Raw genomic sequence first — 23824 nt, forward strand, 5'->3', positions numbered from 1 at the left:
CCGAATGATCGTTGAAAGAAAGCCGCCGAGCAGAAACGATCAACTGGTCGAAAACTTGTCGGGGAGGCACTTTCTGGGAATCGAGACAGGCCCGTCGGGCACTGGCTCAGCCCACTCCCGAACCTCTATGATCGGCACATTTCCAGCGCGGATACGCCATGCGGGCAGCCGGGGAGTGCCCGAAGGCACCGTCCGCGGGCGCCCCATCCCCTTCCGGAGCAAGCGGTGAACGGACCCCCCAAAGGACCGGGCCAGATCCCCGGAGGCGGCCTCGCCGCAACTCCCCATGCCATTACGGAGAGTGAGGCGCATAGGGATTATCAGGCGGTCTTCCGCATCGCCGCGCTGCCGATGGCGCTTCTCGGCAGATCGGGGCAGATCATCTCCGCCAACCCCGCGCTCGGCGCGCTGCTGGGCGTCAGGCCCGAGGAGCTGGCGGGGCGTTCGGCGGACGCGCTCGCCGGCATCGGCATCGACGACCGCACCCAGGGCTCCTACCGCGCGGTGCTCACCGGCCACCGGGAGCTGCTGCGCTGCACCCGCCGGATCAAGCACACCGACGGCCACACGCTCTGGGCCGACATCACCGTCACCCCCACCGGCGGCGGCCGCACCGTCGCGCTGCTGACGGTGGCGGACATCAGCGAACGCCGGGAGCTGAAGGAACGCCTGCGCCACATCCAGATGCACGACCCGGTCACCAGGCTGCCCAACCGCGCCCTCTTCTTCGAACGGCTCACCCACGCCCTCGCCGACTCGGCCACCGGCCGGATCGGGCTGTGCTATCTGGGGCTGGACGGCTTCAAGGCCGTCAACGACACCCTGGGCCACCGGGTCGGCGACCAGCTGCTGAGCGCGGCGGCCCAGCGGCTGACCGAGTGCGCCAGCGGGGCCGGGGGGCATCTGGTGGCCCGGCTCGGCGGGGACGAGTTCGCGGTGCTGGTGGAGAGCTCGACCAGCACCGAGCAGTTGACCGTGCTGGCCAGCGCGATGCTGGCCGCGCTCCAGCACCCCTTCGACCTGGCCGGCCAGCGCCTGGCGGTTTCGGCCAGCATCGGCGTCGTGGAGCGAGAATGCGCCACCACGACCCCGACCGACCTGATGCAGGCCGCCGACACCACGCTCTACTGGGCCAAGGCCGACGGCAAGGCCCGTTGGACGCTCTTCGACCCCGAGCGCAACGCGCACCGGATGACCCGCCAGTCGCTCTCCTCCACTCTCCGCCACGCGGTGGAGCGCGAGGAGTTCACCCTGGAGTACCAGCCGATCGTGGGGCTCGCGGACGACATCGTGCGCGGCGCGGAGGCGCTGGTGCGCTGGCGGCATCCGCAGTTCGGCACGCTGAGCCCGGACCGCTTCATCGGCCTGGCGGAGGAGAACGGCGCGATCGTCCCGCTCGGCCGCTGGGTGCTCCACGAGGCCTGCCGCCAGGCGCGCCGCTGGCAGCTTGAGCACCCGGGACCGCCGCTCTTCGTCTCCGTCAACGTGGCCGTCCGGCAGGTCTGGGACTCCGACCTGGTCAACGACGTGGCCTGCGCGCTGCGCGAGTCAGGACTGCCGTCCGGGCTCCTCCAACTGGAGCTGACCGAGTCCGACGTGATGGGCTCCGCCGGTCGTCCGCTCCAGGCACTCCAGGCGCTCTCCGACATGGGCGTGCGGATCGCCATCGACGACTTCGGCACCGGCTACTCCAACCTGGCCTACCTCAGCCGGCTCCCGGTGCGCGCGCTGAAGTTGGACGGCACGTTCGTGCGCGGCTTCCGCACCGCGCGCCATCTCAACCCGGCGGACGAGACCATCGTGACCTCCCTGGTCCAGCTCGCCCACAAACTGGGCCTCACGGTGACCGCCGAGTGCGTCGAAGGCCCGGCCCAGGCGGAACGGCTGCGGCGCATCGGCTGTGACACGGGCCAGGGCTGGCACTACGCCAGGCCGCTGCCGCCGGAGCATCTGGCGGCGATGCTGGCGGGCCGCTGAGCGCCCGCCGGCACCGGACGCCCGCCGGCACCGGACGCCCGCCGGCGCCGGGCGCGCGCCAGGGCGGGAGTACGCCAGCCCCAACCCCTGTACGGGGCCGGGCGATGGCGGAATACTGCCCATCCATGAAGATCATGGCCGAAAGCATCACCCCGGAGAGATGCGACGCCCTCCTCGCGGACGACTCCATCCCCGTACTGCACCGCGCGCTCTGGCAACTGCTGTGGGAGACGGACATCCGCGTGCTCGACCTGCTCTCGCTCGACGTGCGCGAGGTCGACCTCGCCGGCGGCCGGATCGTCAGGACCGGAACGGGGAGCACGGCGGGGCCGGTCGCGCTCGGCGCGCGTTCCCTCGCGCTGCTCGCGCCGCTGATGGCCGACCGCGCCACGGGGCCGCTTTTCGGGGCCGGCAACGAACGTCTACGCGCGCTGAGTTGGGAGGAGGCGGTGCGGGGCGCGCAGGAGCACGGCCAGGCCATCCACGCCTTCCGCACGGCCGGCAAGCGGCACCGCGAAGGGGCGTGAGGACCGGGGCCCGCCACCAACCCATGGTCACCGGCGCACGGCCGCGAACGCCGCCCCCCACAAGGGGCGCGGGGAACCGCGCGAGCGACCAGGCGTCGGGCCGCGTCCGACACCCCGCCGAAACCGGCCGGCGCCGTGGTCGACCGACCCCCGCCCACCCACGCGCCGTGTCCTTCCCCGCGCCCCTGAGACCCGGCGGGCCTCAGCCCCGCGCGGCGAACAGCGTGCCGAGGGGCGGGCAGACCGGGCGGTGGCCCAGCAGGCGCAGGCCCTCCCAGACCGTGACCTGGTTCGCCGTCAGCACCGGTTTGCCCAGTTCCGCCTCCAGCTCGGCCACCCAGGCCGCCGAGTGCAGCGCGGTGTCCGGCAGCAGCACCGCCTCCGCGCCCGGGTCGTCACCGGCGCGCGCGAGCCGCAGCACCTCCTCGCGCCCCCACGTGCCGACCTCCGCTGCCGTGATGATCCCACTGCCGCGCGTCGCGACCACCTCGATCTCGGCCGCCTTCAGAAAGTCGGCGAAGAGCCCGGCCACGTCCTCCGGATAGGTGGCGGCCACCGCCACCCGCCGCACTCCCAGCGCGGCGACCGCGCGGGCGAACGCGAAGGAGGTCGAGGAGGCGGGCAGCCCGGCGGCCGCGGAGAGCCGGCGCACCTGTTCCCGCGCGCCCTCGAAGCCGAAGACGAAGCTGGCCGACGTGCAGGCCCACACCACCGCGTCGACGCCCCGCCCCTCCGTCAACTCGCCCAGCACCGCCGTCAGCCGGTCGACGGAACCCATCTCCAGCAGGGCGTCGACCCGGTGCGCGTCGGTGCCGATGTCGGTGTGGACCAGCGGCAGCCGCACGTCGGCGCCCGCCTCGTTCAGCATGGCCTCCAGCCGGGGGAAGTCGTCCTCGGCCGAGTACCCCGGGTACAGGAAGCCAACCTTCGCGACCATCCGTCACCTCACCTCTCGTCGTCGGGGAAGACGTCCGGCAGCGCGTCGCCGAACGGATCGGGGAAGCCCTCCTGGTAGCCCTGCGGCGGCTCCACCGCCTCGGCCAGGGCCGGCTCGGGGAGCGCCGTGCCCGGCAGCGCGCCGTCCACGACGGGCGGGAGCGGCGCCATCGAGGCGGGGCCGCGCCGCGCGGCCGGATCCAGCAGCGCCTGGTAGGGGCCGACCGCGTCCTTGCCGAGCTGGCGCAGGGCGGCCCACATGGTCACCTGGTTGGCCGAGACCACCGGCATCCGCAGCTCGGCCTCAAGCTGCGGGATCACGTCGTAGGTGGGGAGGTTGGTACAGCTGATGAAGAGCGCGTCCGGCGCCTCGTGCACCGCCTCGCGCGCCATGTCCACCACGTCGCGGTAGCCGACCCGCCAGATCTCCCTGGTCAGACCGAGATAGCTGCGCCCGCAGACCTGGATGCCGGCCTCCCGCAGATAGTCCTCCAGCGCGTCGGTGACCGACTTCGTGTACGGGGTGATCACGGCGACGCGCTTCGCGCCCAGCTCGCGCAGCGCGCTGAGCAGCGCGCCCGAGGTCGTGCACGCCGGTACGTCGCCCGCCTGGGTCATGGCCTCGGCCATCGCGCGCTCCCCGGCGAGGCCGCCGACGAAGCTGCCCGAGGTGCAGGCGTAGGTCACGGCCTCGGGGCTGACGGCGATCAGCGCGCGCACCGCCTCGCGGAGCGTCTCGTGCTCGCTGACCAGCCGGGCGAGGTCGAGACTGACCTCGACGGGGACGAACGGGGTACGGGTGAGATGGAGCGAGACGTCGTCGGGAACCCAACGCCACAGCTCGCGGTCGAGGGCGAAATCAAAGGGTGCGACGACTCCGACACCGCGCTGCGGTTGCGGCCCGCCCAAAAAGGAGACATCCATGTCGGGACCCCGATTCACAACGGAGGGGCGGCTTGGGGGAGGGGGAAACCCCGGCCGGGATACTGGTTTTCGCAGATGCCTTCGTTGACGAAGGTAGTTCCGGTTCCTAGCGTGGTCAATCCTCGCCATGCCAATCAAACAGCCATTCGTTTCGGAACGGTTTCTCCCTCATGACCGCACCTCGTGTCCTGGTTCTCGACGACGATCCACCACCCCGCCTCGACCGGCTCGAAGGCCGTGCCGAGGTGCTGATCAGCGACGCGCCGTCGCTGGCCACACGGTTGCCGGAGGCAGACGTCCTGCTCGTCTGGGACTTCCTGTCCGACGCCGTTCGACACGCCTGGCCCGGGCCGGGCCCTCGCCCGACCTGGGTGCACACGGCAAGCGCCGGAGTGGACCGGCTGCTCTTTCCAGAACTGCTGGAATCCGACACCGTGATCACGAACGCCCGTGGTGTCTTCGATCGCCCCATCGCCGAATATGTCGCCGGTTTGGTGTTGGCTCTGGCAAAGGATTTTCGGGGAACCTGGGCCGCGCAGGACCAGCACCGCTGGGTTCACCGGGAGACGGCAAAGGTCTACGGCAGCAACGCCCTGGTCGTCGGCTCGGGCCCGATCGGGCGGCGGATCGGGGCGTTGCTCCAAACCCTGGGCGTGACGGTCGAGTTGGTCGGCCGGCGCGCCAGGGAGCGGGACCCGGCCTTCGGCCGCGTGCACGCCGCCGACTCACTCCCCGAACTGCTGCCCGAGGCGGACTGGGTGATCTGCGCCGCGCCGCTCACCCCGCAGACCACCGGCATGTTCGACGCGGGGACCCTGGCGCTGATGCGGCCGACCGCCCACCTGATCAACATCGGCCGGGGCGCGCACGTGGTCGTCGACGACCTGGCCGAGGCGCTGCGGGCCGGCCGCATCGCCGGTGCGGCGCTGGACGTGCTGCCCGAGGAGCCGCCGGCCCGGGACAGCCCGCTGTGGGACGTGCCGAACCTGATGCTCTCGCCGCACATGAGCGGCGACACCTTCGGCTGGCGCGACGACCTGGCCCATCAGTTTCTGGACAACTTCGACCGCTGGCACGCGGGCCGGCCGCTGCTCAACGTCGTCGACAAGCGACTGGGTTATGTCCCCGGGGAGGAAACATGACGGATCTGGCCACGTTGACCGCCGCCGAGCTGGCGGCGGTGTTCGCGGCGGGCGAGGCGTCGCCGACGGAGGCGACCGCCGCCGTGCTGGAGCGCGCGGAGCTGGCGCGGACGACGGTGAACGCGTTCACGCTGATCGACCACGAGGGCGCGGCCGAGCAGGCGCGGGCGGCGACCGAGCGGTGGCGGCGGCGGACGCCGCTGAGTCCGGTGGACGGGGTGCCGGCGACCGTCAAGGACATCCTGTTGCAGCGTGGCCATCCGACCCGCCGCGGCTCGGCGGCCGTGCCCGCCGGGGAGCGGTGGGAGGAGGACGCCCCCTCGGTGGCGAGGCTGCGGGAGGCGGGCGCGGTGCTGGTGGGAAAGACGACCACCCCCGAGTTCGGCTGGAAGGGCGTCACCGACTCGCCGTTGCACGGCGCGACGGGCAACCCGTACGCCCCCGAGCGCACGGCCGGCGGCTCCAGCGGCGGCTCGGCCGCCGCGGTGGCACTGGGTGCCGGGCCGCTGAGCCTGGGCACGGACGGCGGCGGCTCGGTGCGCATCCCCGCCGCGTTCTGCGGGATCTTCGCGCTCAAGCCGACGTACGGGCGGGTGCCGCTGTACCCGGCGAGCGCCTTCGGCACGCTCGCCCACGTCGGGCCGATGACCAGGGACGCGCGCGACGCGGCCCTGCTGCTGGACGTGATCAGCGGCCCCGACGCCAGGGACTGGTCCCAACTGGCCCCGGCCACCAGCAGTTTCGCGGGCGCGCTCGTGGGCGGGGCGGAACGGGTGCGGGGCCTGCGGATCGCCTACTCGCCCCGGCTGCGCGAGGTGGCGGTCGCGCCTGAGGTCGCCCGGGCGGTGGAACGGGCGGTCGCGCGGCTGAGCGAGTTGGGAGCCGAGGTGGACGAGGTCGATCCGCCGCTGCCGTCGCTGGACCAGCTGCGCGAGGCGTTCCACGTGCTGTGGTTCGCCGGCGCCGCGCGGGTCACCGAGTTCTTCGACGCGGCCCAGGTGGCCGCGCTGGACCCGGGGTTGGCCGAGATCCGGGAGCAGGGCGCGCGGTACAGCGCGTTGGACTACCTGGCCGCCGTGGACGTGCGCATGGCGCTGGGGCGCGCGATGGGGGGCTTCCACGAGCGCTACGACCTGCTGGTGACGCCGACGCTGCCGATCACCGCGTTCGCCAAGGGCGTGGAGGTGCCGGAGGGTTCGGGGCAGCGGCGGTGGACGGAGTGGACGCCGTTCACCTATCCGTTCAACCTGACACAGCAGCCCGCCGCCTCGCTGCCCTGCGGGCGGGACGCGGCGGGGCTGCCGATCGGACTGCAGCTGGTGGGGCCGCGGCACGGCGACGCGACGGTGCTGCGGGCGGCCCACGCGCTGCATGTGGCCGGCGTCGCCGGGGTGCCGGAGCCGCCGCTGCCGCCGGCACCGCCGCCGGCACCGCCGTCGACGCCGCCTACGCGCGGCGGAAGGTGAGGCTCTCGCCCAACGCGCCCGCGCGCCACAGGTCCTGACAGGCGTCGGCCATCCGGTCCAGGCCGTCGACGACGCTGCCCCAGACGATGCCGGGCACCCAGCCGGCGTCGCCGTTGATCAGCAGGTTGTTGCGCTCGTAGAAGAGCGCGAGGTCGACGACGGTGGTCCGGCCCTGGTGCTTGGCGTCGTTCTCGTAGCCGTAGGAGCTGGTGCCCAACTGGGTGTCGGTGAAGGTGAAGTAGCAGAGGTCGCCGGGGATGGGGGTGATGGTCGGGTTCTCCAGCGGCGGCTCCTCGGGCGCGAACGGCGGGACCAGCGCGTAGATCTCGTTGCGCGCGTACTTGGCGTGGTAGACGTCCCCGCCCAGCGGCAGGGCGTTCCACACCGCGTCGCAGGTGATCGGCGCGCGGTCGCCGAGCAGCTTCGCGGTACAGCTGACACCCCGCTTCTCCAGCGAGACGGTGATGAAGCGCTCGGTCGTCCCGGCCTCGTTTCCGGACATCACGGCTGCCTCCTTGGTCGTGCGCGACACTGTCCGGGCATGGTCGCACGCCACACCCACCGGGGAGGTTTCCCGGTGAACGCGGAGATGTGTCCAGGAGTGGCGGGGGACGCGCGCGGGAACGTGAACGGGACGGCCGGCGCCCGGCGGACGGCGGCCGGCGGCCAGCGGCCCGCGGACGGCGAGCGGGCCGAGCGGTTTCTGAGCCGAGGACCGGAGGCTGTCAGCGCTTCCCGTCGGCGAGGCCGTTCTCCCTGGTGTTGTGCGCGGCGCGGATCAACCAGCGACCGGTCGGCTGCCGCACCAGCACCAGGGTGACGAGTCCCCTGCGGTCCTCGGGCGGCTCGGCCGTCGAGACGCGGTGGCCCGGCCAGGTCCACGCGGTGTGGACGAGCGCGACGTCGGGCGCGACGGCCTGGACGGAGACGATCTCCTGCGTGTAGTGCTTCTTCTGGGCCACGACCGTTTCGGGGATGTCCTTGTGCCCCCGGACGTTCTCGCGCCGTGTCGTCCACCAGACGCCGCGGTGGGTGATGAAGTCCGAGTCCTCGGTGAAGAGTTCGCCCCACTCGTCCATCTCGTGGCGCACCCACAGGTCGGTGTACGTCGCAAGCGTCCTTCTGATGTCCCGCTCGTCTGTTTCGTTCACGCCGGCAAGTGTGAAACGTCAAGCGCGGTTGAAGTCAATCCCCCACAGACATGTGCGGGTCAGTCGGTGTGCGAACGTCGGAGGCCGTGGCGGGAATCGAACCCGCGTAACTCGCTTTGCAGGCGAGTCCCTGAACCACTCGGGCACACGGCCGGGGTGCTGCTCGTTCGAGCGTGCCCCGGCCGGTGCGTGGGTTCAAGGGTGGGGCGGGTGATGCCATGCGATTGGCATCGGGGGTCACACGGTGTTCATCAACGGGTCGGGGCGCGGCGCCAGTTCGACGGGGACGCGGCGGCCGGTGCGCTGGGCCTCGACGCCGGCGGCGGAGACGGCGGCGACGGCGTAGCCGTCCCAGCTGGTGGCGCCGACGGTGGTGCCGTGGCGGACGGCGTCCACCCAGGCGCGCAGTTCCCGGTCGTAGGCGTCGGCGAAGCGGGTGAGGTAGTCCTGGGCGATCTCGCCGCCCCAGCGGCCGGCGGTGTTGGTCATCAGGCCGTGCGCCTCGCCGATGCGGGCGGTGCCGCGTGCGCAGACGGCCTCGGTCTGGACCTGGTAGCCGAAGCCACCGTTGGCCAGGATCTCGACGTCGACGACGACCCCGCCGTCCGTCTCGAAGACGACGAGCTGCGGGTCGTTGAGCCCGGTGTGGCCGGGCAGCGCGGCGGTGGGGCGGTAGACCTGGACGGCGGTGATCTCCTGGCCGAGGAGCCAGCGGGCGGAGTCGATCTCGTGCGCGACCGAGTCCGTGATCAGCATGGCCTCGGTGAAGTAGGAGTGGACGGCGAGGTTGCGGTGGCGGCAGTGCAGGAGGCGGGGCGCGCCCAGCTCGTCGGCTTCCAACAGGGCCTTCAGCCGCTGGTGTTCGGCGTCGAAGCGGCGCATGAAGCCGACGGATATGAGCGGGCGGCCCGCCTTGGCCTCGGCCAGGACGACCCGGAGCGCGGCCTCGGGCTCGGGGACCAGCGGCTTCTCGCAGAAGATCGGCAGCCCCCGGTCGAGGGCGGCGAGCAGCGCCTCCTCGTGGGCCGGCCCCGGGGAGGCGATCAGCACGGCGTCGACGCCGTCGGCGTCGAGCGCGGCCAGCGGGTCGGTGACGGCGGCGCAGCCCTCGATCTCCCCGGCGACGGCGGCGACGCGCTCCGGGTGGGGGTCGGCGACGGCGGCGACGCGGGCGCCGCCGGTCAGGCGGTCGACGCGGCGCACATGGTCGGCGCCCATCTTTCCGGCCCCGAGAACGGCGATACCGAGGGGGCCTGACGGCGAGGCGGATACGGGCATGGGGGTCCCTTCACGCGGGGGCGACCGGCTCGCACAAGGATGCCTCACGGGAACGCCCGTCCGGCAGACGGCCTGGTGGCGCACCGTCAGGAGGCGCCTTCGAACGGGGCGCTCTCCTGCGGGGCGCTCTCCTGCGGAGCCTGTTCGGGCGGAGCCTGTTCGGGCGGGGCGCTCGCGAGCGGGGCGCGCCCCGTCTTCGCGCCGGCGCGGACGCTGACGAGTTGGGCGACGCCGGCGACCAGCAGCGAGAGCGCGGTGCCCACCAGCAGCCCGACCCAGGCCCCCTCGAACGCGGCGCCGCCCCAGTAGCCGAGGCCGACGCTGTAGGAGGCCCAGACGGCCTCGGCGAGGGCGGACCCCAGCAGAAAGCGGCGGAAGGGGAAGCCCACGACGGCCGCAGTCAGCCCGCCGACCAGCCGGCCGCTGGGCAGGAACCGCATCCCGACCACGAACGGCACCCCGTGCCGCGCGAGGCGCCCGGCCATCCACTCCAGCGCGGAGCGGCGCGCCGGCCTGCGCTGGAGCCAGGCGCGGACGCGGGGCCCGGCCAGCCGGCCGAGGCCGTAGACCAGAACGTCGCCGGCGAGCGCTCCGCCGGCGACGACCGCGAGGACCAACCAGAGGTCGAGCTCACCGGACTGGGCGAGCAGCCCGGCCGAGGCGATCAGCGCGGCGTTGGGGACCAGGGGCGGCGCGGTCGTCAGTGCCAGCAGAACGTACATCCCCAGCGCGCCGTCCATCTCCGCCCCGACTCCCCCGTCAACTCGGCTCACCCGGCCGGCCCGTCCACCCGGGGCCAACCCGTCAGTCAAAGCTGACACGTTGCCCGGCCTGGGAATAGCGCCGAAAGTCGATCCCAGGGAAGGTGTGGGGTCCGCCTTTGGTCGAGGAAGGGTCGTCTCGGGGGTGCTCCCCTAGGGGGCGGGGGGCTCCCCTCGCCGGCCATACGGCACCGGGGTATACGCTCGGCCGGCGACGGGCAACCGACCACCGAGGAGAAGCGCGATGAGCAACGTCACCTACCGGGTCTCCGGCATGTCCTGCGGCCACTGCGAGGGCGCGGTGCGGGCCGAGCTGGAGAACCTGCCCGGCGTCACCGAGGCGTCCGCGACCGCCGACACCGGCCTGGTCACCGTCGTCAGCGAGACCGAGCCGGACGACGAGGCGGTCCGGGCCGCCGTGGACGAGGCGGGTTACGACCTGGTCGGCCGCGTCTGAGCCGTCCGCCGGGGAACACGGGCGGGCGCGGAACGCACGACGCCCCGGCCGCCGGGGGCGGCCGAGGCGTGGAGCGGAAGAGATTGGGAAACGCCCCGCAGGCGGGTCCCCCCACAGGGCCCGGCACGGGGCGCTTCCTGCCGTCCGCTCAGAGCGTCCCCCCACGGGACCCCGGCCGGACGACCGCTGGCGTGGATCCAGCCGAATCCGCGCCAACTCTGACCGGTTAGACCCACAGCTCCCTCAAAGGTTGCACACCTTGTGGTGTGACCTGCGTCACATGGGTCAGCGCTGCTCCACCGGGAGGTAGGGACGCTCCGCGACACCGGTGTAGATCTGCCGCGGACGGCCGATCCTGGTGCTCGGGTCGTTGATCATCTCGTGCCACTGGGCGATCCAGCCGGGCAGCCGGCCGAGGGCGAACAGCACGGTGAACATGCTGGTCGGGAAGCCCATCGCGCGGTAGATCAGGCCGGTGTAGAAGTCGACGTTCGGGTAGAGGTTGCGCGAGACGAAGTAGTCGTCGCTCAACGCCCGCTCCTCCAGCCGCAGGGCGATGTCCAGCAGCTCGTCGGACTTGCCCAGCGCGGAGAGCACGTCGTGCGCGGCGGTCTTGATGATCTTGGCGCGCGGGTCGAAGCTCTTGTACACCCGGTGCCCGAAGCCCATCAGGCGGACGCCCTGCTCCTTGTTCTTGACCTTGGTGATGAAGGAGTCGACGTCACCTCCCTGGGCCTGGATGCTCTCCAGCATCTCCAGCACCGCGGCGTTGGCGCCGCCGTGCAGCGGGCCCCAGAGCGCGTTGATGCCGGCGGAGATCGAGACGAACAGGTTCGCCTGCGAGGAGCCGACCATCCGGACCGTGGAGGCGGAGCAGTTCTGCTCGTGGTCGGCGTGCAGGATGAGCAGCTTGTCCAGCGCGTTGACCACGACCGGGTCGAGGGCGTACTCCTCGGCGGGGACCGAGAAGGTCATCCGCAGGAAGTTCTCCACGTAGCCGAGGTCGTTGCGCGGGTAGACCACCGGGTGGCCGGCCGCCTTCTTGAAGGCGTAGGCGGCGATCGTCGGCAGCTTGGCCAGCAGCCGGATCGTCGAGATGTGGCGCTGCCGCTCGTCGAACGGGTTGTGGCTGTCCTGGTAGAACGTCGACAGGGCGCTCACCACCGACGAGAGCATCGCCATCGGGTGCGCGTCCCGGGGGAAGCCGTCGTAGAAGCGCTTGACGTCCTCGTGCAGCAGCGTGTGCTGGGTGATCTCGTCGCGGAACCCGGCCAGCTCGTCGACGGTCGGAAGCTCGCCGTTGATCAGCAGGTAGGCCGTCTCCAGGAACGTGCCGTGCTCGGCGAGCTGCTCGATCGGGTAGCCCCGGTAGCGCAGGATGCCGCGCTCGCCGTCCAGATAGGTGATCGCCGACTCGCAGGCCGCCGTGTTGCCGAAACCGGAGTCCAGGGTCACCAGACCGGTCTGGGCACGGAGCTTGCCGATGTCGAAGCCGCGGTCCCCGACCGTGCTCTCGACGAGGGGATAGGTGTACTCCCCGTCGCCGTGCCGCACTACTACTGCATTGTCTGCGTTGCGGTTTTCGCTCACGTCATCCCTCACCGACGTAGTGCCTCTTCTTCGAGGTGCCCTGACTCACCTCTACTGTCCCCCATCTGGCGCCAGGATGTGCACTCGGGGTCGGCCATCGGGCCGTTTTCTGGCACGCCGTGCCGCGTGATTCGGGACCTTAGGTGTGTATCGCACCGGCGAGGCGCGCGTCCAGAGCCGTGCACCGACGTCCTGCCGAGACGCTCCGCACAGCCTGGGCCAACGCGCGCCGCGACCCGACCAGCACCACCAGGCGTTTGGCGCGTGTCACCGCCGTGTACAGCAGGTTTCGCTGGAGCATCATCCAGGCGCTGGTCGTCACGGGGATGACCACGCACGGATACTCGCTGCCCTGCGAGCGGTGGATGGTGACCGCGTAGGCGTGGGCCAGCTCGTCCAACTCGGCGAAGTCGTAGGGGACCTCCTCGTCCTCGTCCGTCCGCACCGTCAGCCGCTGCTCGTCCACGTCCAGTCCCGTGACCACGCCGACCGTGCCGTTGAAGACGCCGTTGGCGCCCTTGTCGTAGTTGTTCCTGATCTGGGTGACCTTGTCGCCGACGCGGAAGACCCGGCCGCCGAAGCGCTTCTCCGGCAGCCCGGGGCGGGCGGGGGTGACCGACTCCTGGAGCAGCCCGTTGAGCGCGCCGGCGCCCGCCGGGCCCCGGTGCATCGGGGTCAGCACCTGGACGTCGCGGCGCGGGTCGAGCCCGAACTTGGCCGGAACCCGGCGAGCCGCCACGTCCACCGCCAGCCGGCCGGCCTGCTCCGTGTCCTCCTCGGCGAAGAGGAAGAAGTCCGCGAGCCCCGAGGTGACGGGCGGCAGGCCCTCGTTGATCCGGTGCGCGTTGGTGACCACGCCGGACTGCTGCGCCTGCCGGAAGATCCGGGTCAGCCGCACCGCGGGCACCGGGCCCCCGGGAGCCAGCAGGTCGCGCAGCACCTCGCCGGCGCCCACCGAGGGCAGCTGGTCCACGTCGCCGACCAGCAGCAGATGGGCACCGGGAGCGACGGCCTTGACCAGCTTGTTGGCCAACAACAGGTCCAGCATCGACGCCTCGTCCACCACGACCAGGTCGGCGTCCAGCGGGCGGTCCCTGTCGTAGGCCGCGTCCCCACCCGGCTTCAGCTCCAGCAGCCGGTGGACCGTGGACGCCTCGGCGCCGGTCAGCTCGGCCAGCCGCTTGGCGGCCCGGCCGGTGGGCGCGGCCAGCACCACCTTGGCCCCCTTCGCCCTGGCCAGCTCCACCACGGAGCGCACGGTGAACGACTTCCCGCAGCCGGGGCCGCCGGTCAGCACCGCGACCCGCTCGGTCAACGCCAGCCGCACCGCCTGCTCCTGCTCGGGCGCCAGCTCGGCGCCCGTCCGCCCGGCCAGCCAGCCCAGCGCCCGCCCCCAGTCCACCGAGGCGAACGCGGCCAGCCGGTCCTCCTCCGTCCGCAGCAGCCGCCGCACCTGCCCGGCCAGCGACAGCTCGGCGCGGTGGAACGGCGGCAGGTAGACCGCGGTGACCCGGGCCCCGCCGCCCCGCTCGCCCTCCGGGTCGGGGACCGCCTCCCGCACCGCCCCCTCCGGGTCCTCGGCCAACTCGCCCAGGCACTCGATGACAAGGCCGGTGTCCACGCCCAGCAGCTTCACCGCGTCGGCGATCAGCCGCTCCTCGGGGAGATAGCAGTGCCCCTGGTCGCTGGCCTGGGAGAGGGCGTAACGCAGCCCGGCCTTGACCCGCTCGGGGCTGTCCTCGGGGATGCCGACCGCCCGCGCGATCCGGTCGGCGGTCAGGAAGCCGATGCCCCACACGTCGGAGGCCAGCCGGTAGGGCTCGTTGCGCACCACGGAGATGGAGGCGTCCCCGTACTTCTTGTAGATCCGCACGGCGATGGAGGTGGAGACCTCCACGCTCTGGAGGAAGACCATCACCTCCTTGATCGCCTTCTGCTCCTCCCAGGCGGAGGCGATCAGCGCGGTGCGCTTCGGCCCGAGGCCGGGGACGGCGATCAGCGCCTTCGGGTCCGCCTCGATCACCTCCAGCGTCCCGACGCCGAAGTGGTCGACGATGCGCTCGGCCGTCTTCGGCCCGATGCCCTTGATCAGCCCGGAGCCCAGATAGCGCCGGATCCCCTGGACCGTGGCCGGCAGGACCGTCGTGTAGTTCTCCACGTGGAACTGGCGGCCGTACTGCGGGTGCGAGCCCCAACGCCCGGTCATCCGCAGGGACTCGCCGACCTGCGCGCCGAGCAGCGAGCCCACCACCGTCAGCAGCTCCCCGCCGCCCCTGCCGGTGTCCACCCGGGCGACGGTGTAGCCGTTCTCCTCGTTGGCGTAGGTGACGCGCTCCAGCACGCCTTCCAACACGGCACCGGCCGCACCCGCCCCACCCGCGCCGCGCGGGCCCGCAATTGGCGTCATGTGCCGACCGTAACGCCCGCCACCGACAGTGGGGACGCGGCCCAGGGGGCCGGTCCGCACCCGGACCGACCCCCTCGACTCCCCTCCTGCCCCCGCGTGGCCGAGAGCGCTCCCGGTCACCGCTGCAAGAGACTCCTTCCCGGGGGGAATGGTTGCATCGCGCCGAATCTCCGTCATCTTCCCTTTCGACCGGCCGGACCGACCGGCCGGACCGACCGGCCGCCGGCCCGCCCCCGCGCCGCTTCTCCCGGGCGCCGGCGGGCGCGGAGGCGTGCGGGTGCGCGTGAGGGGGCTCGGGTACCGGATCACGACGGCGCGCGTGCGCCCCCGCGCGCCGTGTTGGCCGGGCCTCCGGCTGAATACCCTTCGCCCTTCCCAACTGGTTCCGCTCCCGGTCAGGTGGACGACGGAACTCCGCGTCCTTCTCCCCGGGCGGCGGGCCGTGATCGGTTACGGAGGCGGAGGATGAGCGATACGGAGTCCGTGCGAAGAGACGACGCCACCGGGACCTCGGGGTCCCGGACACTGGGGGTGGCATGGGAGCTGGGTGATCCGCGCGCGACCCGCGCGGAGGTGGTGGGCGGCAAGGCCGCGGCGCTCGCCAGGGCGCGGGGGGTGGGGCTGCCGGCACTGCCGGGGTTCGTGGTGCTGCCGGCGGCCAGCGGGCAGCGCGGGGAGGATCCGCTGACGCTCTGGCGGCGGCTGAGCGACGACGGGCGCCACCCGCTGGTGGTGCGGTCCTCGTCGGCCGCCGAGGACACGGCGGACTCGGCGATGGCCGGTCGTTTCCTCTCGGTGTTGGACGTGCGCGACCTGGACGCCTTCCGGTCGGCGCTGCGCGCGGTGCGCGACTCGGCCGCGGAGGCGGGCGGGCCGCGGGCGCCGATGGCCGTGCTGGTCCAGCCCATGGTGGAGTGCCGGATGGGCGGGGTGCTTTTCGGCGCCGACCCGGTGACGGGGGCGCGCGACCGACTGCTGGTCAGCACGGTGGACGGCGGCCCCGACCAGCTGGTCAGCGGCGCCGTGCAGGGGGAGGACGCGCGGCTCAGCCCGCGCGGGCGCCTGCTGGAGGGGCCGGGCCCGCTGGACCGCGAACAGGCCCGCGCGCTGGCCGCGTTGGCGCGCCGGGCCGGCCGGGTCTTCGGCGGCCCGCAGGACATCGAGTTCGGGTTCGCCGCCGAGGACGGGCGGCTGCACCTCTTCCAGTCACGGCCGATCACCGCCACCGGCAGCCGACCGGCTCGCGGCGCCAGGCTGCTGGGGCCGGGGCCGGTGGCGGAGACGCTGCCGGAGCCGCTGAGCCCGCTGGAGGAGGACATGTGGGTGACGCCGCTCGCCCAGGGGCTGGCCACCGCGCTGGACCTCGCGGGCGCGGCGTCGCGGCGCCGGCTGCGGCGGGAGCCGGTGGTGCGCACGGTGCAGGGGCGCGCGGTCGCCGACCTCGCGCTGCTGGGGCTGACGCCGCCTGGCAACCGCCTGCTGACCTGGCTCAACCCGCTGCCGCCGGCCCGCAGGCTCGTCGCCGCCTGGGGCATAGGCCGGCTGCGCGGCGCGCTGCCGGGGCTGGCCGTCGCGCTCCAGGCCGACGTCGACCGGGAGTTGACCGAGGCGCCGGCGCCGGCCGAGCTGACGCCGGCCGACCTGGTGGGCGCGCTGCGCTGGTCGCGCGCCACCCTGCTGGCGCTGCACGCCCAGGAAGCGCTGGCCGGGGCGCTGCTTGAGCGGGACGAGGGCGCGGGCGGCGGCGCGGCCGCGGCGCTGGCCGCGCTGCTGCACGGCCGCGCCGAGGGGCTGACCGACGCCGAACTGGCCGCGGCCAGGCCCGAGGTGCTGGCGCTGGTGCCGCCGAGCCTGACGCGTCGCCTGCGGCTGCCGGCGACGCCCGCGCCGGGCTCCGGCGCGGCGCCCGGCGCGCTCTCCGCGCGCGAGGGGCTGCGGATGCGGGTGCGGTGGGTGCAGGAGTACCAGACGCGGCTGGTGCGCGAGGTCGCCGCGCGCAGCGTGGCGGTGGACCGGCTGTCGCTGCTGCGCTGGGCGGAGCTGCTCGACGTGGTGCGCGGCCAGCCGCTGCCGGCCGACCTGGCGTGGCGCCGCGCCCGCCCGGCCGGGCCGCCGCTGCCGGACGCGTTCCGGCTGGCCGAGGACGGGACGGTGGTCCCCGAGGCCGCCGCGCCCGGCGCCGCGGGCGCGGCCAGGGGCGCCTCGGCCGGGCGGGCGAGCGGCGTCGCCTGGGACGGCGCGGGCGAGCCGCCCGCCGAGGCGGTGCTGGTGGTCCGCCATCTGGACCCGGGCCTTGCCTCCACGCTGCCGTCCGTGGTGGGGGTGGTCGCGCAGACCGGCAGTCCGCTCTCCCATCTGGCCGTGCTGGCCAGGGAGTTGCGGTTGCCGATGGTGACCGGGGCGGCCGACGCGGTGGGGCGTTTCCCCCCGGGGACGCCGCTGCTGCTCGACGGCACGACGGGGGAGATCACGACGGACGTGGCCGCGGAGGCGGCCGGGGCGAGCGGAACGGAGGTGCGGAGATGAGATCGGCGAGAACGGCGGCATACCTGTTCGGTGGGGTGGCCGCCCTGGGGGCGGCGGCGTACCTGGTGGTCTACCTCTACCGCTGGCAGTGGCAACGCACGCTGCTGTGCGGGGTGTTGCTGCTGGTCATCGAGGTGCTGCTGCTGGGCTTCGCGATGCTGGACCGGCTGGGCAGGCTGGAGCGGCGGGCCCGTGAGACCGACCGGCGTTACGACGAGATCCTGGCCCTGCTGCGGGCCGGCGAACGCGAACGGGCGGCCGGGAGGGGGTCGCCCGAGCGCGCCGAGTCCCGCTTCTCCTGGCTGGAGGAGGAACGCACCCATGTCTTCGTCCCGGTGCTGATGGCGGCGGGCGCCGTGCTCTCCGGGCTGGCATGGGTGGTGGAACGCCTAGCCCGCGCCACCACCAGACCGTTGGGCCGCCGCCGGCTCGCGGGCCGGCTGGTCCCGCTCTCGGCACCGACCGGCGGGGCGCACGGCGGCGTCGCGCCCGAGCTGACCGAGCACCCGCCGATCGGCCCGCCGCGCTGGCGCGCGCCGACGGCGGCGGGGGTCGCGCTGGTGCTCTGCGTGGGGCTGTACGCGGTGCTCGCCGAGCTGACCGAGACCCGGCCGCCGGAGCGCGGCACGGAGACGGCGACCTCGGTGCTCTTCACCGTCACGGCGAAGAACATCCCGGACACCCGCGCCGACCTCGCCGCCCACCAGACGTGGGAACGCTGCCGCGACGCCACGTCGATCCCCCTCTCCCAGGCGGGGATGGCCGCCCTGGACACCCGGCTCTACGCGGCGACCGTCCACCCCTCCCTCAGCGACCACGACCGCCACCGGCTGATCGGCTGCCTCCAGGACGCCGGTCTCGACCGCGTCCAGTTGACGGTTCTCGGCACCGGGGCGATATCGCCCGACGACAAGGACTGACATGGCGGATGCCGGCGGGGCCGCCGTGTCCCGCCGACCTCCGCGACGTCAGGAAACGCGCGGGGTGACTCCCGCGAACGCCAGATGCAGCGTCCGGCGCGCCAACAGCCACGCGCCGTCGCGCCGTTCACACGTGTCCCGGTAGTGACCGACCTGCACCGGGGGCCCGGCCGGCGACAGCTCGCCCCGGTGGCCGTCGACGCGGAACGTCGTCAGATAACTGGTCATCTCGGCGGCGTCCGGCGTGTGGACGTCGACCCGCACGTTGGTCACCAGCCGCCGCGAGAGCCGGTCGGCCGGCCGGCCGCCGAAGTACGCGGCCAGCGCCTCCCGCCCCACCACGCGCCGGTCACCGTCCGGCCATTCCCACACGCCGTCCGGCGTGAACAGCTCGGCGACGGCCGACGGCTCCCCCAGGTCGAGCCGGTGCACCAGCTCGACGGCAAGCCGTTCACAGGCCCGCTCGGCGAGCATCCGCTCGACGGGGTCCAGGTGTTGTCTCTCCATCTCGCAGGTCTACCGGACTCGGCGGAGACCCCCCGCCCGGGGTGCACGGAACGCGCCATCCGAACCCCCCGGCCCGGCGCCGTGGTTGTCCCGCCCCCGGGGGTCGGGGCGCGGCTCGCGGGGTCGGCGCACGCGCGACGGCTGGTATTACTGGGGGATGCAGGAAGAGACCGCACGCTCCGCGATCGACACGTTCATCTCCGCGTTCAACGCCTCGGACGACAACGACGTGACTGCCCTGCTCTCGCAGGCCCTGACCTCAGACGTGGTGTTCTGGGGGCCGTTGGGGCGGAGCGAGGGAATCGCCGCGGTCGAGCAGTTCGTGCTGGACCTCCGGCACCACCCGGCGGGGACCGGCACGATGGTGCGCTGCTCGACGGTGGACATGCCGCACGAGTGGGCGCGCTACCAGTGGGTCTTCACCACGCCGGACGGAGGCCCCCGCCTGGCGGGAACGGACGTCGTCCATCTGCGGCGGAGCCTGATCGACCAGGTCATCGTCTTCGCGGGGGAGATCGAGACGCCCGCCCCGTGAGTCGTCCCCGGCAGCGGTGAAAGAGGGACCCTACGGGATGGTGACGACCCAGGTGGGCGTGTCGAGTCCCAGGTCGTCGGTGTAGCGCCATCCCTCGACCACCAGGTCGCGGCCGTTCTCGGCGGTGTCGATGCTGTAGGCCTCCCGGTGCTCCTTGGTCTCCCCCGGGGCGAGACGGCCCTCCAGATACTCCTGGTCCATGAGGTACAGGCCGTCGACCGTGCCGCCGTTGGTGGCCCCCTCCACGACGATCGCGAACTCGTCGAGTTCCAGGGGCTGTTCACCGTCGTTGACGATCGTCATCTCCACCTGGAACGGCGTGTGCCCGTCGGGCACCGTGTCGTACTCGCCCAGGCTGTCGAGGGGTATCTCCGTGACCCCGTCGACGGTCAGGGAGGCGCCGTCCCCCCAGTCGTAGCCCTCGCCCGCGGGGAGGTCGGACGGGGCGGTGGCCGCCTCGTCGGCGCCTTCCGCCTCGTCGACGGCGTCCTCCCCGCAGCTGTCGTCCCGCCAGGCGCCTTCCTCCCAGATCCACCGCGCGCCGTCGCTCTCCTCCCCTGCGTCGCTGTCCAGCGCCTCGATCCCGGTCGTGCCGCGCACGCGTGCGGTGGTGCCGTCGAACTCCAGGACTTCGAGGGTCTCGAAGGAGATCTCGCCGTAGAGCGCGCCGACGAGGCCGACGGCCTCGGCCGCCTCCTCCACCGTCGCCACCTCGCGGCAGGCGGCGGACCGGGACGCGAACACCGCTTCGGCGTCACCGTCGTTGATGGCGGCGAGGTTGTCGTCGATGGCCTGGAGGAGGTCGTCCTCCGTTCCGCCGGCCTCGCCCTGGCCCGGGGACCGGTTGTCGTCGGTGCCGTCGTCGCTCCCACAGCCCGTGAGAGTGACGACGGTCGCGGTGGCGGCTGCGATCAGCAGCCTGCGAGTGCGGATCATGTGCCAAGCATGGCGCTTGAGTTGACCTTCTGTGGCCGAAGTGACGATTCCGTGACGGTCGCTGACGAGAGCCGCTGACGAGAATCGACGGAACGCGGGCCCGGCGCCCGCACCGGAAGGAAGGGGCGCGGGAAACCACGCGCGGCCGCGGACGGGCAGACGGCACCCCGCGGCGACCACCCCGCGCCGCGGTCGCCCCCGCCGTCGGCTACCCCCGGCGGGGCCCGGCCGAGGAGGCGCGGACCATCAGCTCGCCCTCGCAGGTCACCACGCCCCCCGCCGGCGGCGTCTCGCGGCCGAGGGCCAGGCGGCCCGCCCGCACGCCCGCCTCGTGCAGCGGCAGCCGCACCGTGGTCAGCGCCGGCGTGGCGTCCACCGCGAACGGCAGGTCGTCGAAGCCCGTGACGGAGACGTCGTCCGGGATGCGCACCCCCCGGTCCCGCAGCGCCGCGCAGGCGCCCAGCGCGACCGTGTCGTTGGCCGCCACGATGGCGGTCAACCCCGGCTCCCGCGAGAGCAGTTCCAGCGCGCCCGCGTAACCGGCCGAACGCCCGTAGTCGCCGCGCACGGTCAGCCTGCTCGCGTCCCCGGCGAGGCCGGCCGCGGCCAGCGCCTCGCGGTGGCCCTCCAGCCGGTGGCGGGTGGTGGTGCGGGCCTGGGGCCCGGCGAGATAGCCGAGCCTGCGGTGGCCCAGCTCCAGCAGATGCGCGGTGAGCTGGCGCGCGCCCTCGCGGTTGTCGAAGGTCACGGCCGGGAAGTCGCTGCCCTCCAGCGGGGGCCGCCCGCAGAGCACCACCCGCGCCCCGGCGGCCTCCAGGCGCCCGAGGCGGCCGGCGAGCGCCGTCCGGTGCGCCTCGTCCTCCAGCGCGCCCCCGGTGAGCACCACCGCGCCGGCGCGCTGGCGCTGGAGGTGCGTGAGAAAGGTCAGCTCGCGCTCCGGGGAGCCGCCGGTGTTGCAGACCACGGCCAGCTTGGGGCCGCCGCGGTCGGCGGTCGGCTCGCCGATCTCGGACTGGACCGCGCCGGCCATGATCCCGAAGAAGGGGTCGGCGATGTCGTTGACCAGGACACCGACCAGGTCCGACGTGGCGGCGGCGAGCGCGCTCGCCGGCCCGTTGACCACGTACTCCAGCTCCTCGACGGCGCGCAGCACACGATTTCTGGTGGCGCCGGCCACCGGGTAGTTGCCGTTCAGCACCCGCGAGACCGTCGCCGCGGACACCCCCGCGCGGACCGCGACGTCCGCCAGCGTTACTGCCATGCCTCTGCTCCCACTTGCCTAGCCCGCTGCGAAGAGGTTAGCTTCTCCCCCAGTAGAAAGCGCTTACCGTCCCGGGAGGGCAGGCAGCATGACGACGCACTCGGCCGCCGAGCGAAAGACCGTCCGGATCGCCATGAACGGGGTCACCGGCCGGATGGGGTACCGCCAGCACCTGGTGCGCTCGATCCTCGCCATCCGTGAGCAGGGCGGGGTCCCGCTCGGCGACGGCACCGTGATCTGGCCGGAACCCGTGCTCGTGGGCCGCCGCCCGCACGCGCTGCGGGAGTTGGCCGCCCGCCACGGGCTCGACCCGGAGGCGGTCAGCACCGACCTGGACGCGGTGCTCGCCGACCCGACGATCGACGTCTACTTCGACGCCCAGGTGACCCTCGCCAGGGAGGAGGCGATCGGCAAGGCGATCGCCGCCGGCAAGCACATCTACACCGAGAAGCCGACCGCCACCGGCCTGGAGGGCGCGCTCGCGCTGGCCAGGCAGGCCAGGGACGCGGGGATCAAGCACGGCGTGGTCCAGGACAAGCTCTTCCTGCCCGGCCTGCTGAAGCTGAAGCGACTGGTCGAGGGCGGCTTCTTCGGCGAGATCCTGTCGGTGCGCGGCGAGTTCGGCTACTGGGTCTTCGAGGGCGACTGGCAGGAGGCGCAGCGCCCCTCGTGGAACTACCGCGCGCAGGACGGCGGCGGGATCGTCGTGGACATGTTCCCGCACTGGGAGTACGTGCTGCACGAGCTGTTCGGCCGGGTCGAGACCGTGCAGGCGCTGGCCACCACGCACATCCCGCGCCGCTGGGACGAGTCCGGCGAGGTCTACGACGCGACCGCCGACGACTCGGCCTACGGGATCTTCCAGCTCGCCGGCGGGACCGTCGCCCAGATCAACTCCTCCTGGTCGGTGCGGGTCAACCGCGAGGAGCTGGTGGAGTTCCAGGTCGACGGCACCGAGGGGTCGGCCGTCGCCGGGCTGCGCGGCTGCCGGGCGCAGCACCGTTCGGCCACGCCGAAGCCCGTGTGGAACCCGGACATCCCGGCCACCGAGCGGTTCCGCGAGCAGTGGCAGGAGGTGCCGGACAACGGCGAGTTCGACAACGGCTTCAAGGCCCAGTGGGAGCTGTTCCTGCGCCACCTGGTGGCCGACGAGCCCTACACCTGGGACCTGCTGGCCGGCGCGCGGGGCGTGCAACTGGCCGAGCTGGGGCTGCGTTCCTCGGCCGAGGGCCGGCGCCTGGACGTGCCCGAGCTGCACCTCTGACCCCGGCCCGCCCTGGCCCGACCACACCGCCGGCCGGGGGCGCCGCCATCGCCCGCACCGCTTCGTAAGGGGAACCGTTGACCGTGATCCGACTGCCCGACGCCACCGGCGCGTTGCGCGCGTACACGCCGCGCGCCGAGCCGGCCACGTTCGCGCCGGGGCGCCCACCGCTCGCCTCGCGCGTCGTCTACTCGGCCGCCCATGTGGTCGCCGACCCGTTCGCCGACACCACGCCCGACGGACCGGCGGTGGTGGACTGGGAGACCACGCTCGCCTTCCGCCACCACCTGTGGTCGCACGGTCTGGGCGTCGCCGAGGCCATGGACACCGCGCAGCGCGGGATGGGCCTGGACTGGGCCGGCGCCGCCGAGCTGATCCGGCGCTCCGGCGCCGAGGCGCGGGCGGTCGGCGGCCTGATCGCCTGCGGCGTGGGCACCGACCAGCTGACCGGTCCCGCCACGCTGGCCGAGGTGCGGGCGGCCTACGAGGAGCAGTTGGCCGTCGTCGAGGAGACCGGGGCCCGGCCGATCCTGATGGCCTCCCGCGCGCTGGCCGCCTCGGCCGGGGGGCCCGAGGACTACCTGGAGATCTACGGGGCGCTGCTGCGGCAGTCGGCGCGGCCGGTGATCCTGCACTGGCTCGGGCCGATGTTCGACCCGGCGCTGGCGGGCTACTGGGGCTCGGACGACCTGGACCGGGCCACCGACACGTTCCTCGCGATCATCGAGGCGAACGCCGAGAAGGTCGACGGGGTCAAGGTCTCGCTGCTGGACGCGGGCCGGGAGGTCGCGTTGCGCCGGCGCCTGCCGGCCGGCGTGCGCTGCTACACGGGCGACGACTTCCACTACCCCGAGCTGATCGCGGGCGACGAACAGGGCTACAGCGACGCCCTGTTGGGGATCTTCGACCCGCTGGGCCCGCTGGCGGCCGAGGCGGTGCGGGCGTTGGACGCCCAGGACCGGGACGGGTTCAGGAAGCTGCTCGATCCGACGGTGCCGCTCTCCCGCCACCTCTTCCAGACGCCGACGCGCTACTACAAGACCGGCGTGGTCCTCCTCGCCTGGCTGGCCGGCCACCAGGAGCACTTCACGATGGTCGGCGGCCTCCAGTCGGCCCGTTCGCTGCCGCATCTGGCCCGCGCCTACGAGCTGGCCGACGGGCTCGGGCTCTTCCCCGACCCGGAGCGCGCCCGCGCCCGGATGGCCGGGCTGCTCGCCGTGCAGGGGGTGGACGCGTGACCGCCACGGAGAACGGGAACG

The 23824-nt window shown here is 73.4% G+C and carries 21 protein-coding genes and 1 tRNA gene; 10 read left to right on the top strand and 12 right to left on the bottom strand.

Annotation, left to right across the window (positions count from 1 at the left end; genetic code table 11):
- Positions 1-225 precede the first annotated feature (225 nt).
- Positions 226-1977: a putative bifunctional diguanylate cyclase/phosphodiesterase gene (locus tag CRP51_RS04920; RefSeq protein WP_097229726.1), complete on the top strand. Its 1752-nt coding sequence runs from the start codon at positions 226-228 to the stop codon at positions 1975-1977.
- Between the two features lie 125 nt (positions 1978-2102).
- Positions 2103-2504, top strand: coding sequence for a site-specific integrase (locus CRP51_RS04925; protein ID WP_097229727.1), 402 nt, complete (start codon positions 2103-2105; stop codon positions 2502-2504).
- A gap of 202 nt (positions 2505-2706) precedes the next feature.
- Here the strand turns inward: CRP51_RS04925 and CRP51_RS04930 are convergent, their stop codons facing one another.
- Both CRP51_RS04930 and CRP51_RS04935 read right to left on the bottom strand, forming a co-directional pair.
- Entirely contained in the window at positions 2707-3441 is a 735-nt protein-coding gene (locus tag CRP51_RS04930; RefSeq protein ID WP_097229728.1) for a maleate cis-trans isomerase family protein, read from the bottom strand.
- Positions 3442-3449: 8 nt separating this feature from the next.
- Positions 3450-4364: a maleate cis-trans isomerase family protein gene (locus tag CRP51_RS04935; RefSeq protein ID WP_097229729.1), complete on the bottom strand. Its 915-nt coding sequence runs from the start codon at positions 4362-4364 to the stop codon at positions 3450-3452.
- 170 nt (positions 4365-4534) lie between these two features.
- Between CRP51_RS04935 and CRP51_RS04940 the strand changes: the two genes are divergently transcribed.
- Together CRP51_RS04940 and CRP51_RS04945 are read left to right on the top strand one after the other, a co-directional pair.
- On the top strand, positions 4535-5506 hold the full coding sequence (locus tag CRP51_RS04940; protein ID WP_097229730.1) for a D-2-hydroxyacid dehydrogenase: 972 nt from the start codon (positions 4535-4537) through the stop codon (positions 5504-5506).
- Positions 5503-6972, top strand: a complete 1470-nt coding sequence (locus CRP51_RS04945) for an amidase (protein WP_097229731.1) — start codon at positions 5503-5505, stop codon at positions 6970-6972. The genes CRP51_RS04940 and CRP51_RS04945 overlap by 4 nt, the downstream gene beginning before the upstream one ends.
- Here the strand turns inward: CRP51_RS04945 and CRP51_RS04950 are convergent.
- From CRP51_RS04950 to CRP51_RS04970, 5 genes are all read right to left on the bottom strand, one after another.
- Positions 6953-7474, bottom strand: coding sequence for a DUF3830 family protein (locus tag CRP51_RS04950; protein ID WP_097229732.1), 522 nt, complete (start codon positions 7472-7474; stop codon positions 6953-6955). The two genes, CRP51_RS04945 and CRP51_RS04950, sit on opposite strands and share 20 nt — an antisense overlap.
- A gap of 223 nt (positions 7475-7697) precedes the next feature.
- Complete coding sequence (locus tag CRP51_RS04955; protein WP_097229733.1) at positions 7698-8123, bottom strand: YybH family protein; 426 nt, start codon at positions 8121-8123, stop codon at positions 7698-7700.
- 81 nt (positions 8124-8204) lie between these two features.
- A tRNA-Cys gene (locus CRP51_RS04960) sits at positions 8205-8276 on the bottom strand.
- An 84-nt stretch (positions 8277-8360) separates the two neighbouring features.
- Positions 8361-9401, bottom strand: coding sequence for a Gfo/Idh/MocA family oxidoreductase (locus CRP51_RS04965; protein ID WP_097229734.1), 1041 nt, complete (start codon positions 9399-9401; stop codon positions 8361-8363).
- A gap of 86 nt (positions 9402-9487) precedes the next feature.
- Positions 9488-10141, bottom strand: a complete 654-nt coding sequence (locus CRP51_RS04970) for a DedA family protein (RefSeq protein WP_097229735.1) — start codon at positions 10139-10141, stop codon at positions 9488-9490.
- A gap of 265 nt (positions 10142-10406) precedes the next feature.
- Between CRP51_RS04970 and CRP51_RS04975 the strand changes: the two genes are divergently transcribed.
- Positions 10407-10619, top strand: a complete 213-nt coding sequence (locus CRP51_RS04975; protein ID WP_097229736.1) for a heavy-metal-associated domain-containing protein — start codon at positions 10407-10409, stop codon at positions 10617-10619.
- Positions 10620-10904: 285 nt separating this feature from the next.
- On the opposite strand, the gene CRP51_RS04980 is transcribed toward CRP51_RS04975, so the two are convergent.
- Entirely contained in the window at positions 10905-12209 is a 1305-nt protein-coding gene (locus CRP51_RS04980) for a citrate synthase (RefSeq protein ID WP_097229737.1), read from the bottom strand.
- Between the two features lie 139 nt (positions 12210-12348).
- Entirely contained in the window at positions 12349-14616 is a 2268-nt protein-coding gene (gene recD2, locus CRP51_RS04985) for an SF1B family DNA helicase RecD2 (protein WP_097229738.1), read from the bottom strand.
- A gap of 465 nt (positions 14617-15081) precedes the next feature.
- Between recD2 and CRP51_RS04990 the strand changes: the two genes are divergently transcribed.
- Both CRP51_RS04990 and CRP51_RS04995 read left to right on the top strand, forming a co-directional pair.
- Positions 15082-17142 carry a PEP/pyruvate-binding domain-containing protein gene (locus CRP51_RS04990; RefSeq protein ID WP_097229739.1) on the top strand — a complete coding sequence of 687 codons (2061 nt, stop codon included), beginning with the start codon at positions 15082-15084 and terminating at the stop codon, positions 17140-17142.
- A complete protein-coding gene (locus tag CRP51_RS04995) occupies positions 17139-18062 on the top strand; it encodes a tropomyosin (RefSeq protein WP_097229740.1) in 924 nt (307 codons plus the stop codon). The genes CRP51_RS04990 and CRP51_RS04995 overlap by 4 nt, the downstream gene beginning before the upstream one ends.
- Positions 18063-18110: 48 nt before the next feature.
- Here the strand turns inward: CRP51_RS04995 and CRP51_RS05000 are convergent, their stop codons facing one another.
- Positions 18111-18569, bottom strand: a complete 459-nt coding sequence (locus tag CRP51_RS05000) for a nuclear transport factor 2 family protein (protein ID WP_097229741.1) — start codon at positions 18567-18569, stop codon at positions 18111-18113.
- 157 nt (positions 18570-18726) lie between these two features.
- On the opposite strand from CRP51_RS05000, the gene CRP51_RS05005 reads away from it, so the two are divergent.
- Positions 18727-19104 carry a nuclear transport factor 2 family protein gene (locus CRP51_RS05005; protein ID WP_097229742.1) on the top strand — a complete coding sequence of 126 codons (378 nt, stop codon included), beginning with the start codon at positions 18727-18729 and terminating at the stop codon, positions 19102-19104.
- A gap of 30 nt (positions 19105-19134) precedes the next feature.
- Here the strand turns inward: CRP51_RS05005 and CRP51_RS05010 are convergent, their stop codons facing one another.
- The gene (locus CRP51_RS05010; protein WP_097229743.1) at positions 19135-20040 is read right to left on the bottom strand and encodes a hypothetical protein; all 906 of its coding nucleotides are present in this window, start codon (positions 20038-20040) and stop codon (positions 19135-19137) included.
- A gap of 208 nt (positions 20041-20248) precedes the next feature.
- Positions 20249-21301, bottom strand: a complete 1053-nt coding sequence (locus CRP51_RS05015; protein ID WP_097229744.1) for a LacI family DNA-binding transcriptional regulator — start codon at positions 21299-21301, stop codon at positions 20249-20251.
- Between the two features lie 88 nt (positions 21302-21389).
- Here CRP51_RS05015 and CRP51_RS05020 point away from each other — a divergent pair, with 88 nt between their 5' ends.
- Positions 21390-22565, top strand: coding sequence for a Gfo/Idh/MocA family protein (locus CRP51_RS05020; RefSeq protein ID WP_097229745.1), 1176 nt, complete (start codon positions 21390-21392; stop codon positions 22563-22565).
- Positions 22566-22648: 83 nt separating this feature from the next.
- Positions 22649-23803, top strand: coding sequence for a dihydrodipicolinate synthase family protein (locus tag CRP51_RS05025; protein ID WP_097229905.1), 1155 nt, complete (start codon positions 22649-22651; stop codon positions 23801-23803).
- Positions 23804-23824 lie beyond the last annotated feature (21 nt).

Source organism: Streptomyces zhaozhouensis, from assembly GCF_900230195.1.
GTDB classification, from domain to species: domain Bacteria; phylum Actinomycetota; class Actinomycetes; order Streptomycetales; family Streptomycetaceae; genus Streptomyces; species Streptomyces zhaozhouensis.